Origin of the sequence: Micromonospora sp. NPDC049049, from assembly GCF_040649115.1 — a bacterium.
GTDB lineage: Bacteria > Actinomycetota > Actinomycetes > Mycobacteriales > Micromonosporaceae > Micromonospora.
On record NZ_JBEZEX010000003.1, the window covers coordinates 351713 to 362768 of the forward strand.

Here is an 11056-nt window from a genome sequence, read left to right on the forward strand (position 1 = left end):
CTCCGAGCGGGTCAGCTGGAGTCGGCGCCGGGGTCGAGGAAGCTGTTCCAGCCGGTCAGCGTCGTCTGCCGGGGACTCTTCAGTGTCGCGACCAGTTCCTCGATCCATCGGGCCAGTTCCGGATCCTCGTCGCGTAGCAGGTGGCTCAGACCCTGCGTCAACACGTCGACCACAACGAGGTGATCAGGTGCGGGTTGCTCAGTCATCGATGTCCCGGGTCGGCGCAGGCGTGCTGACATGAAAACACGTCAACGTCTGTGATCACCATCGGCTTACCGTCCGTCACCGCGGGTCGCGTCATGGGCCGTACCGCCGCCGGCTGCTGCCGGCGGCGGTACGGGACCCGCGGGTCAGCCGGCGGCGGCCTCGGCGGCGGCGTAGTCGCGGGCCACCCGGACCATCTCCACCAGCCCGTGGGCGTACTCCTGGGATTCGCCGTGCGCCTCGTCGAACGGCGGCTGGAAGCCGACGCCCTCCCACTGGTTGGTCGCCGGGTTCCACAGGTCGTTGCCGACCTCGAAGTCCCAGGCGAAGATGCCCAGCTCGTAGTAGAGCTGGTCGGCCGAGTTGCCGGCTGCGGAGTAGAGCACGTCGGCGACCGGTCCGGTCTGTGACGGCCAGGTGACGGTGCCGCGCTCCTGGGCGATGGCGCCGACGATCCGCCGGGCGCTGTTGAGGAACAGCGTCGACTCGTCGATCGACGGTCGAGGCAGGGTGACCCTGCCGTCGGCCCGGTACGCCCCCGGCGGCCACATGAAGTACCCGCCGTAGGAGTGCACGTTCATCGCGAACTTGATGTTCGGGTGGTCCTGGGCGAGCGCGATGACGTTGCCGCTCTCCGCCTCGGACAGCTCCGCCGTGCCGGCGTAGTTGCCGGAGAGGCAGTTCGCGCTGGCGCCCACGTAGCCGTCGAAGTACGACCCGACGGTGTAGTTGCGGTTGACGTCGACGCCCCACGAGGTGCGGTACTTCGGGTCCCGTGCCGATCCCTCGCAGTGGTTGACCAGGTTCTTGCGCTGGAAGTTGTAGTCGTTGAACGAGTAGTTCGCGCCGTCCGGGTTGACCACCGGGATGACGAAGATGTCGACCTGCTCCAGCAGCTCACGGGTGGCCGGGTCGGTCCGGGCGTTGGCCAGCATCCGCTCGGCGAACTCCAGCGTCACCAGCGGGGTGGCCCACTCCCGCGCGTGTTCCTGGGAGTACGCCAGCACCCCGACCCGGGAGCCGTCCCGATGCACGCCGAGGCGCAGCGCCTGCACCGTCCACGGCCGTGCCGGCACCTCGGTGCCCTGGAGGCCGTCGTCGAGTCGGGTGGGGCCGGCGACGGGCATCGGCAGCCCCGCCGAGCCGTCCTCGACGGTGGCCCGGAACCGATCCGGCTGACGGGCGTTGATCGCCGCCGCGACCTCGTCGGTGGTGCTCACCGTCTTGCCCGCGGTGTCGGTGGCCAGTGACACGGTGAGGACGCGGTCGCGGTAGCCGACGGTCAGTGGGCGGTTCGCCCGGCCCGGGTCGACAGTCCGCACCTGTACGCCGTTCATGTTCTGGTCGCCGAAGCGGACCGACTCGACGACCAGGGCGGCCACCGCAGTGTCGCCCAGGTAGCCGGCCGCGTTGCGTCGGTATCCCTGGGTCTTGTTCGGCAGGTCGATCACGTCCACCAGGTCCCGGTACTGGCGGGCCAGCCGCTTGATCCGCGCCTGGATGTCCACCGGCGTCAGGTACGCGTCGATGAAGTCCTTCTGGTAGCCGTCCGGCAGCGGCGGCGGGGACGCGTTCGGCCAGAGCGTCGGGGTGATCGCCCTGCTGACCCCGCCGAGGCTGGAGGTGGCGCTCAGCTGAACCGGCCGGCTCGGCACCGGCTGGGGGAGCGCGTAGTGGTACTGGTACTCGCCGGAGTCCTCGAACCGGTACAGCGGGAACGAGCCGGTGGCACCGTCCGCCGTACGCCAACTGACGGTGATCTCCACGTCCGGGTCGTCGGTGGCGGTGGTGGCCACCTGGGCCTGAAGGAAGGTCTGTCCGGTCGTGGTCCACCAGTACGCCTGCTGCACCTGGAGGGTGTCCACGGCAGTGGCGCTGGCGGTGGACCGCTGACCCGCGGCCGGAGCGCGCAGCCCGGCGGCGGTGCGGGCCTGAGCCGCGCGGACGCTGTCGGTGTAGTGCCGGTTGCCGTCCCCGGCGCGCTGCACGACCTGCACGGCCGTCGCGCCCTGCGCGGTCAGTTCGCCGAGCTGCGTACCGCTGAGCACCAGGTCGGCGATGATCCGGCCGTCCCGCGTCCGGGGCCGGTTGGCCAGGTCCGCGCCGGTGGCGACGAGCCGGTCCAGCTGGGCCTGATCGCGGAGCTGAACCCGGACCACTGCGGTTTCGGTTGCGCTCAGGGAGATCGGGGCGGCCGGGGCGGCGGGTGCGGCCGCGCCGGAAGCCGGATGGGACAACACTGCGCTGAACAGGATCACTGTGGTGGCGGCAGCTGTCCACCGTCGTCGGACGATCATGTGCCCTCCTGTGACGGACGTCGATGTGTCTGGTCCTTACACCAGTGCACAGATCGACACCTGTCAAGAAGGGCGGTGCCTCGCCCCTGCGGCGAGGGTGACCGGACCTCAGCGCGTTCGGCCTCGGGTGAGGTGTCCCGCTTGTTCTCGCACGTCGTGATCGTTGCCCACGCTTGTAGCCCTCGGGCGTCGTTCGGCGTTGATCCCCGTGACATCTGCGCGAGTTCCGGAGCAACCCTCTGAGCCTGACCCCGCGTGACTAACTCGAAACGGGGATCGGAGGCCTGAATGAGCGATCGCGACGAGGCGTTCGCCGAGTACTTCACGGCAAGGTCCGGTGCCATGCGCGGCACCGCGTACCTGCTGTGCGGCGACTGGCACCGTGCCGAAGACCTGGTCCAGACCACGTTCGTCAAGCTCTACCGGGTCTGGAACCGGATCTCGCGGCACGAGGTGCTCGACAGCTATGTGCGCCAGATCCTGATCCGGACCTTCCTCGACGAGCGCCGCCGCGGCTGGTGGCGGCGTGAACGGGTGGGTGGCGAGGACGCCGAGCAGGTGGCCCCGTCCGACTCGCCGGAGAGCCGACTGGTGCTGCTGCAGGCGCTGGCCCGGGTGGCACCGCGTCAGCGGGCCGTGCTGGTTCTCCGGTACTGGGAGGACCTGTCGATCGAGGACGTCGCGGCGTTGCTGGAGTGTTCTCCGGGGACGGTGAAGAGCCAGGCGGCACGCGGGCTCGAGACCTTGCGCGGCCTCCTGGCACCCACCTACAGCGGGATCGAGATGGGGGAGCGATGAACGAGCAGGAGTTGCGCGAGGGGCTGCGCAGCGAGATGGCGGAGACAACCCCGCCACCACCATTGAGTACGACAGCCGCGCTCGGCGCGGCACGGCGGACGCACTTCCGCCGACGGGCGCTGTTGGCGTCCCTCGGTTCGGCGGCTGTCGTGCTGGCCGTCACCGGCTTCGCGGCCGTCGCCACCCCGGACGGCCACGTCTACCAGCCGGCGGGCCAGGGCCCACTGGCTTCTCCGGACACCAAGGAACCGTGGCCGACCGGGCCGGACGGGCAACCGCAGGAGGACCGGACCGCGCGGGCCGGGTCCAAGTACGACCAGGGGGTTCACCTGCTCACCGAAGCTGTCTCGGTCATACCCTCCGGCTACAGCACGCCGGAGGACCCGCCGAACCAGTCCGCCGAGGAGCGGACGCTGCGGACCCACCAGGCGCAGTTCGAGGACAAGGTGGACGGCGTCGACGTGTGGAGCTATTCGTCCTCGGTGGCAGTGGCCCAGGGTGAGGGCACCGGGCGCGTGATCGTCGAGGTGCACGCTGCCGGCAACCCGCTGCCGACCGAGCCGTGCGACCTGGCCCAGAAGTTCTGGAGCATGCGGGGCGAGTGCCAGGTCGAGACCGTCGGCGCCATGCGGGTCGGCGTGGTGGTCCGACCGACCGACGACGATCGGCTCGACCAGTGGTCGGCGTACCGGCACCCGGACGGCGTGGTGGTCTTCGTGGCGCAGGCCGCGCGGCTGGACGAGAGCCGGCCGGGGTTGACGAAGCTGCCGTTCTCCGTGCCGCAGTTGGCTGCCCTCGCGGCAGACGAGCGGTTCCACCTGAAGTGACACGGCGACTCGGCCTCGCCGAGTGGGCCCAGGTGCCGCCCCCGTGCGGGCCACCTGGGCCTTCGTGCGTGGAGCGGGCGACGAGAATCGAACTCGCGTAGTCAGTTTGGAAGACTGAAGCTCTACCATTGAGCTACGCCCGCGTGCATCCCGCCGAAACGGGACGCGCCCCTAGCGTACCCAATCCTGTTGCCCGACGCGTAACCGCGTCACCGCCCCGCGGCGTCGCGTCGTCCGCGACCCGGCGGCACCGCGACCCAAGATCCGCGCAACATCCGGGATGTAGTGGCCTCGCCGCGCGCGGAGACCACCACATCCGTGAAGTTGTGCGGATCTTGGCGGTACGGGAGTGGGGGCTAATGGTAATTTTCGGGTGATGTGTCCGGGTGGGGGATGCCCCGGCACCGACTGAGGCGTGGCGACGGCATAGACTGCACGTCGCCACGGGGTGTGGCGCAGCTTGGTAGCGCACTCGCTTTGGGAGCGAGGGGCCGTGGGTTCAAATCCCGCCACCCCGACTGTCGTCCGCGGCCGGGCCGCCCCGGGTGCCGCCCAGTGCGGCTCCCGGGCGATGCCGGAGCGTCAGGCCGGCTCGCCTACACTCGATGGGCTGAATCACGCCCAGACTCAACTGAGATCCGTCAAGGAGTACGCCTGTGAAGAGCACCGTCGAGACTCTGAGCCCGACGCGCGTGCGGCTCGCCATCGAGGTGCCGTTCGTCGAGCTCGAGCCGAGCCTCAAGAAGGCGTACCGGGAGATCGGTTCGCAGGTCCAGGTTCCGGGCTTCCGCCGGGGCAAGGTGCCGACCGCGGTGATCGACCAGCGGGTGGGCCGGGGCACCGTCCTCAACGAGGCGGTCCAGGAGGCCATCCCGGAGAACATCCTCGCCGCGGTGCGCGAGCACGACCTGAAGACGCTGGGGCGCCCGGAGGTCGAGATCACCGAGTTCAACGACGGTGACTCGCTCAACTTCACGGCCGAGGTCGACGTCCGCCCGGAGATCACCATCCCGGACGCGAGCACCATCGAGGTGACCGTCGACGAGCTGCAGATCGACGAGAGCGAGATCGACGAGCAGGTGAAGAACCTGCGGGAGCGTTTCGCGACCCTCAAGACCGTCGAGCGGGCCGCCGCTGAAGGCGACTACGTCCAGATCGACCTGAACGCCACCGTCGACGGCGAGGACGTGCCGGGCGGTCAGGCGAGCAACATCTCCCACGAGGTGGGCAGCAAGCAGCTCCTGCCGGGCCTGGACGAGGCCGTGGTCGGCCTCGCCGCCGGTGACGACACCACCTTCACCACCCAGCTGGTCGGCGGCGACTTCGCCGGCCGGGACGCCGACGTGGCGGTGACCGTGCGCACGGTCAAGGAGAAGGAGCTGCCGGAGCTGAACGACGAGTTCGCCCAGATGGCGAGCGAGTTCGACACGATCGAGGAGCTGCGCGGCGACCTGCGCAACCGGGTAACCCAGGGCAAGCAGGTCGAGCAGATCTACGCCGCTCGGGACAAGGCCCTGGCTCAGCTCGTCGAGGCCGCCGACATCCCGGCCCCGGAGGGTGTCGTCCGCGAGGAGGTCGACAGCCGCAAGCAGGCGATGGTCGACCAGCTGGAGCGGATCGGCGCCTCGATGGAGGAGTACCTCGCGGCCGAGGACAAGACCGAGGAGCAGATCGACGCCGAGCTGACCGAGGCGGCGACCGAGGGCGTCAAGGTCCAGCTCCTGCTGGACACGCTGGCCGACGCGGAGGACGTTCAGGTCTCCGACGACGAGTTCGGGCACGAGATCGTGCACCGGGCGCAGCGTGCCGGGATGGCCCCGCAGCAGTACTACGACCAGCTGGTGCGCTCCGGCGCGGCCGCCGCGGTCTTCGGCGACGTGCGGCGGGGCAAGGCGCTCGCGGCCGTCATGGAGAAGATCACGATCAAGGACTCGGCCGGCAACGGGATCACCCTCGACGCGCTGCGCGCCGCCAACGAGGCGGAGCACAACCACGACCACTGATCGTCGGGTGCGGCCGCCGTCCACCGCTCAGCGGCGGACGGCGGCCGTTTCCCTCCCGGGTCCGCCCGGGCAGCAAGCACTGCCGGGTACGCCCGGAAGCCCGCGCCGCGGGTACGCCCGACACAGCTGCGCTGAGAGCGAACACTGCCCCGACCGGGACTCTGCCGCCCCGTACAGCGGTTAGTGTCGGGAAAGACGGTACGGAGAGCGAAGGGCTGCCATGACCGACATGCACATCCCCAAGAAGTCGCTCCGGGCGATTGACGCGCGCGGTGGCGACTCCATTGGCAACCTCGACGACTCGGTCTACAACCGGTTGCTCAAGGAACGCATCATCTTCCTGGGCAGTGAGGTGACCGACCAGGTCGCCAACCGCATCTGCGCGCAGCTGCTGCTGCTCGCCGCGGAGGACCCGGACCGCGACATCAACCTGTGGATCAACTCGCCGGGTGGCTCGGTCTACTCCGGCATGGCGATCTACGACACCATGCAGTTCATCGACAACGACGTGTCGACCGTGGCGATGGGCATGGCTGCCTCGATGGGTCAGCTGCTGCTCTGCGCGGGCACCAAGGGCAAGCGGTACGCCCTGCCTCACGCACGGATCATGATGCACCAGCCGTCCGGTGGTCTGGGCGGCACGGCGTCCGACATCGCCATCCAGGCGGAGCAGATGCTCTACACGAAGCGGATGTTCCAGGAGCGGGTCGCGCACCACACCGGCCAGAGCCAGTCGCAAATTGAGGCCGACTCGGACCGGGACCGTTGGTTCACCGCCCAGGAGGCCATGGACTACGGCTTCATCGACAAGGTGATCATCGGGGCCGCACAGGTTCCGGATGGCGCCGGGACCCTGAGCTGAGGAGCTGACGATGACCGATCTGAGCCTGCCGCCCCAGTTCGCGGCCGTGCACAACCGCTACGTGCTGCCGTCGTTCGTCGAGCGCACGTCGTACGGGGTCAAGGAGTCGAACCCGTACAACAAGCTCTTCGAGGACCGGATCATCTTCCTCGGCGTCCAGGTGGACGACGCGTCGGCCAACGACGTGATGGCCCAGCTGCTGACGCTCGAGGGCACCGACCCGGACCGCGACATCATCATGTACATCAACTCGCCGGGCGGTTCGTTCACCGCCATGACGGCGATCTACGACACCATGCAGTACGTCCGTCCGGACATCTCGACGGTCTGCCTCGGGCAGGCGGCGAGCGCGGCGGCGGTGCTGCTCTCGGCGGGCACTCCGGGTAAGCGGATGGCCCTGCCGAACTCGCGGATCATCATCCACCAGCCGGCCACCGAGGGCGGCTACGGGCAGGGCTCGGACATCGAGATCCAGGCCCGGGAGATCCTGCGGATGCGTACGCAGCTGGAGGACATGCTGTCCCGCCACTGCAACCGCCCGATCGAGCAGGTTCGCAAGGACATCGACCGTGACAAGATCATGACGGCCGAGGAGTCCAAGGAGTACGGGCTGGTCGACACGATTCTGACCAGCCGCAAGAAGGGTTTGCTGGCGGCCAACGCCGCCCGCTGAGCCGTACCGGGTCAGAGGTTGGCCGGGGCTTTCGTTCCCGGCCGACCTCTGACACACCCGTTTTGGGGGTCGGAGAATGCCCCGCCAGCGGGTAACGTCGGGTCCGTACCGCTTCGCCGGCTGGGCTGGCGGCGCGAACCAAACCGGGCGGCGTGCAACGTCCGCAGGTCAGGGCCGGGTCTCCGGCCGATGAGTGCAGGGAGAACGTAGGTGGCACGGATCGGTGACGGCGGCGACCTACTGAAATGCTCCTTCTGCGGCAAGTCGCAGAAGCAGGTCAAGAAGCTCATCGCGGGCCCTGGGGTCTACATCTGCGACGAGTGCATCGATCTCTGCAACGAGATCATCGAAGAGGAGCTGGCCGAGTCCGGCGAGGTGAAGTGGGAAGAGCTTCCCAAGCCGATGGAGATCTGCCAGTTCCTCGACACCTACGTCGTGGGTCAGGATCAGGCCAAGAAGGCGCTCGCCGTAGCGGTCTACAACCACTACAAGCGGATCCAGGCCGAGGCGGCTGGCGCGCCGGGCTCCGGCAGTGACGCCGTCGAGCTGGCCAAGTCCAACATCCTGCTGCTCGGCCCGACGGGGTGCGGCAAGACGCACCTGGCGCAGACCCTCGCCCGGATGTTGAACGTCCCGTTCGCCATCGCCGACGCCACCGCGCTGACCGAGGCGGGCTACGTGGGCGAGGACGTGGAGAACATCCTCCTCAAGCTGATCCAGGCCGCCGACTACGACATCAAGCGCGCCGAGACCGGCATCATCTACATCGACGAGGTCGACAAGATCGCCCGCAAGTCGGAGAATCCGTCGATCACCCGGGACGTCTCCGGTGAGGGCGTGCAGCAGGCGCTGCTCAAGATGCTCGAGGGCACGGTGGCCAACGTGCCGCCGCAGGGTGGCCGTAAGCACCCACACCAGGAGTTCATCCAGATCGACACCACGAACGTGCTGTTCATCTGTGGTGGGGCGTTCGCCGGCCTCGACCAGATCATCGAGTCCCGCACCGGGCAGGGCGGCACCGGGTTCGGCGCCCGGCTCCGGTCGGTCTCCGAGCGGTCGACCGACGACATCTTCAGCCAGGTCATGCCGGAAGACATGCTCAAGTTCGGGTTGATCCCCGAGTTCGTCGGCCGGCTACCGGTCATCACCAACGTTCGCAGCCTGGACCGCAGCGCCCTCGTTCGGATCCTCACCGAGCCGCGAAACGCCCTGGTCCGGCAATACCAGCGTCTGTTCGAGCTGGACGGTGTCGAGCTCGAGTTCGACGAGCCGGCGCTGGAAGCCATCGCCGATCAGGCGATGCTCCGGGGCACCGGTGCCCGTGGTCTACGGGCCATCATCGAGGAGGTTCTGCTCTCCGCGATGTACGAGGTGCCGAGCAACCCCGACGCCGCCCGCGTGCTGATCACCCGCGAGGTTGTCCTGGAGAACGTCAACCCGACCATCGTGCCGCGTGAGTTCACCGGGCGCCGGGCTCGGCGCGACCGCGAAGACAAGTCCGCCTGATCCTTTCCGTGTCGCGCCGGCCGTTCGATCCTGAGCGGCCGGCGTGATCGTGTTCGGCGCCGTTCGCCAGTGACCACCGCCCGTGCCGGTCAGGCCGTGGCGCTGTCCGTGAACGGGTCTCCAGCCGTACCCTGGGCTCATGCGTGTCGCCGTCTGCCAGCTGAACGCCCGGGACGACCGTAAGGCGAATCTGGCGGCCGCCGAGGCCCTGCTGGAGCGCGCCGCGGCCGGCGGCGCGGATCTTGCCGTCCTTCCGGAGTACGTCGACTACCTGGGTCCTGCCGGTGGGCTGCCCGAACCGGAGCCGGTCGACGGGGAGGTCGGCAGCTTCTTCGCCGGGGTCGCCAGTCGGCTCGGGATCTGGGTGGTGGCCGGTTCGTTCCATGAGGCGGGTCCGGACCCGGACCACACCTGGAACACCTCGCTGGTCTTCGACCGTTCCGGCAGCCTGGCCGCGAGCTATCGCAAGATCCACCTGTACGACGTGGAGATCCCCGGTCGGGTCTCCTATCGGGAGTCGACGAGTGTCGCGCCCGGGGCCCAACCCGTGGTGGTCGACGTCGAAGGGCTACGGGTCGGCCTGTCGATCTGCTACGACCTGCGCTTCCCGGAGCTCTACCGGCTGCTCGCGTCCGATGGCGGCGCGCAGCTGCTCGTGGTTCCGGCAGCGTTCATGATGCACACCGGCCGGGACCACTGGGAGGTCCTGCTGCGGGCCAGGGCGATCGAGAACCAGTGTTTCGTGGCGGCGGCCGGTCAGACCGGCGACCACGAGCCAGGTCGCACCTGCTTCGGGCGCAGCATGGTGGTCGACCCGTGGGGAACGGTCATCGGCCAGGTGCCGGACGGCCCGGGGGTCTCCGTCGTCGACCTGGACCTGGAGCGGCTCGACACGATCCGCGCCGAGCTGCCCAGCCTGGCCAACCGCCGGCTCTGAGGCTCAGCCTGGCCAACCTCGGCTTTGAGGTGTGGGGCGGGCCAACCGCGGCTTTGAGGCTTTGAGGTGTGCGGCGGGCCAACCACCGGCTCTGAACCTCAACCCTCAAGCAGGACGCCGATCACCGCGAACCCGGCGATGACGGCGGCGGTGACCAGCAGCGCCGTGGTCATCCGGGACCTGCCACGTCGGGCCAGCCGTCCCACCGAGAGCACAAGCACGACCAGCACGACCGCGCCGATCACCACCTGCCAGAACGGCCCGATGAGGCCGAGCAGCGCCTGCTCGGCGAACACCCTGGTGCCGTGCCCGGACTCATCCATGATTGACACTCTGGCACGTCGAGGCGGCCCGCGTCCTCGGCTGTGCCGGGGAGTCGAGGTTGCTGGCAGCTCGGCGGCGCCAGGAACCGGCGGGTGCTCTTCGTCCGAACCAGTGATGAACCCTGATTTGCCTTCTCCGGGCCGTCCGCGTAACTTTCTCTCTGCACGGGGGAGGCCGGACAAACCGGCCGAGAACGGGCGCCAGGCTCGTGGCGGGAACGCCGAGCGGGACTGAGGATCGGGCGGTGCGGAACACTCCGGAAACGGGGTTGCGAACGCGAAGCCGACCGGGTAGAGTTTCGAAGCCGGCAGGAGCCGGGCGGAGAGCCGCAAAGCGGCGATCGGCCGGTCTGCGGTTTCCCACGACAGAAACGAACGTCGGTAACGACGTGCGTCATCGTGGACTCGAGCAAGCAAGACTATCCGCATCACCGGATGAAGCATGACGAACCGCGAAATATCGGTTTGACACAGCGGAAACGAGCGGGTAACGTAGTAAAAGTGCCTGGCGCTGAAAGCGCGGGGCGCGATGCGGTAAAAGCCCCGTGATGGGTTCCACTGAGTGTGGTGCTTTGATCGGTGTGTGGTTGTTCTTTGAGAACTCAACAGGGTGCTTGTAAAGCCAG

Annotated in this window: 10 protein-coding genes and 2 tRNA genes; 8 read left to right on the forward strand and 4 right to left on the reverse strand. The window is 68.6% G+C overall.

Features of this window, described 5'->3' with window-relative positions:
- Positions 1 to 11: 11 nt before the first annotated feature.
- Together AB0B68_RS05785 and AB0B68_RS05790 are read right to left on the reverse strand one after the other, a co-directional pair.
- Entirely contained in the window at positions 12 to 206 is a 195-nt protein-coding gene (locus AB0B68_RS05785; protein WP_357206533.1) for a hypothetical protein, read from the reverse strand.
- Between the two features lie 144 nt (positions 207 to 350).
- Positions 351 to 2501 carry a M14 family zinc carboxypeptidase gene (locus AB0B68_RS05790; protein WP_357258023.1) on the reverse strand — a complete coding sequence of 717 codons (2151 nt, stop codon included), beginning with the start codon at positions 2499 to 2501 and terminating at the stop codon, positions 351 to 353.
- Between the two features lie 288 nt (positions 2502 to 2789).
- Here AB0B68_RS05790 and AB0B68_RS05795 point away from each other — a divergent pair, with 288 nt between their 5' ends.
- Together AB0B68_RS05795 and AB0B68_RS05800 are read left to right on the forward strand one after the other, a co-directional pair.
- On the forward strand, positions 2790 to 3299 hold the full coding sequence (locus AB0B68_RS05795) for a SigE family RNA polymerase sigma factor (RefSeq protein ID WP_357258025.1): 510 nt from the start codon (positions 2790 to 2792) through the stop codon (positions 3297 to 3299).
- On the forward strand, positions 3296 to 4126 hold the full coding sequence (locus AB0B68_RS05800) for a hypothetical protein (protein WP_357206527.1): 831 nt from the start codon (positions 3296 to 3298) through the stop codon (positions 4124 to 4126). The genes AB0B68_RS05795 and AB0B68_RS05800 overlap by 4 nt, the downstream gene beginning before the upstream one ends.
- Positions 4127 to 4195: 69 nt before the next feature.
- Here the strand turns inward: AB0B68_RS05800 and AB0B68_RS05805 are convergent.
- A tRNA-Gly gene (locus AB0B68_RS05805) sits at positions 4196 to 4269 on the reverse strand.
- A 301-nt stretch (positions 4270 to 4570) separates the two neighbouring features.
- Between AB0B68_RS05805 and AB0B68_RS05810 the strand changes: the two genes are divergently transcribed.
- The 6 genes from AB0B68_RS05810 to AB0B68_RS05835 all read left to right on the forward strand — a co-directional run bounded on the left by AB0B68_RS05810 (position 4571) and on the right by AB0B68_RS05835 (position 10107).
- A tRNA-Pro gene (locus AB0B68_RS05810) sits at positions 4571 to 4644 on the forward strand.
- 138 nt (positions 4645 to 4782) lie between these two features.
- Entirely contained in the window at positions 4783 to 6129 is a 1347-nt protein-coding gene (gene tig, locus AB0B68_RS05815; protein WP_357206525.1) for a trigger factor, read from the forward strand.
- 220 nt (positions 6130 to 6349) lie between these two features.
- Positions 6350 to 6991, forward strand: a complete 642-nt coding sequence (locus AB0B68_RS05820; RefSeq protein ID WP_007464111.1) for an ATP-dependent Clp protease proteolytic subunit — start codon at positions 6350 to 6352, stop codon at positions 6989 to 6991.
- Between the two features lie 10 nt (positions 6992 to 7001).
- Entirely contained in the window at positions 7002 to 7664 is a 663-nt protein-coding gene (locus tag AB0B68_RS05825) for an ATP-dependent Clp protease proteolytic subunit (RefSeq protein ID WP_030333536.1), read from the forward strand.
- 210 nt (positions 7665 to 7874) lie between these two features.
- The gene (gene clpX / locus AB0B68_RS05830; RefSeq protein ID WP_355010117.1) at positions 7875 to 9170 is read left to right on the forward strand and encodes an ATP-dependent Clp protease ATP-binding subunit ClpX; all 1296 of its coding nucleotides are present in this window, start codon (positions 7875 to 7877) and stop codon (positions 9168 to 9170) included.
- 139 nt (positions 9171 to 9309) lie between these two features.
- Positions 9310 to 10107: a carbon-nitrogen hydrolase family protein gene (locus tag AB0B68_RS05835; RefSeq protein ID WP_357258027.1), complete on the forward strand. Its 798-nt coding sequence runs from the start codon at positions 9310 to 9312 to the stop codon at positions 10105 to 10107.
- A gap of 98 nt (positions 10108 to 10205) precedes the next feature.
- Here AB0B68_RS05835 and AB0B68_RS05840 read toward each other — a convergent pair whose 3' ends face one another.
- Positions 10206 to 10430 carry a hypothetical protein gene (locus AB0B68_RS05840; protein ID WP_355010144.1) on the reverse strand — a complete coding sequence of 75 codons (225 nt, stop codon included), beginning with the start codon at positions 10428 to 10430 and terminating at the stop codon, positions 10206 to 10208.
- Positions 10431 to 11056: the final 626 nt, after the last annotated feature.

Coding starts and splice junctions, on each gene's coding strand:
- AB0B68_RS05820 (WP_007464111.1), top strand. CDS start 6,350: ATGACCGACATGCACATCCCCAAGAAGTCGCTCCGGGCGATTGACGCG.
- AB0B68_RS05825 (WP_030333536.1), top strand. CDS start 7,002: ATGACCGATCTGAGCCTGCCGCCCCAGTTCGCGGCCGTGCACAACCGC.
- AB0B68_RS05785 (WP_357206533.1), bottom strand. CDS start 206: ATGACTGAGCAACCCGCACCTGATCACCTCGTTGTGGTCGACGTGTTG.
- AB0B68_RS05800 (WP_357206527.1), top strand. CDS start 3,296: ATGAACGAGCAGGAGTTGCGCGAGGGGCTGCGCAGCGAGATGGCGGAG.
- AB0B68_RS05790 (WP_357258023.1), bottom strand. CDS start 2,501: ATGATCGTCCGACGACGGTGGACAGCTGCCGCCACCACAGTGATCCTG.
- AB0B68_RS05795 (WP_357258025.1), top strand. CDS start 2,790: ATGAGCGATCGCGACGAGGCGTTCGCCGAGTACTTCACGGCAAGGTCC.
- AB0B68_RS05835 (WP_357258027.1), top strand. CDS start 9,310: ATGCGTGTCGCCGTCTGCCAGCTGAACGCCCGGGACGACCGTAAGGCG.
- AB0B68_RS05840 (WP_355010144.1), bottom strand. CDS start 10,430: ATGGATGAGTCCGGGCACGGCACCAGGGTGTTCGCCGAGCAGGCGCTG.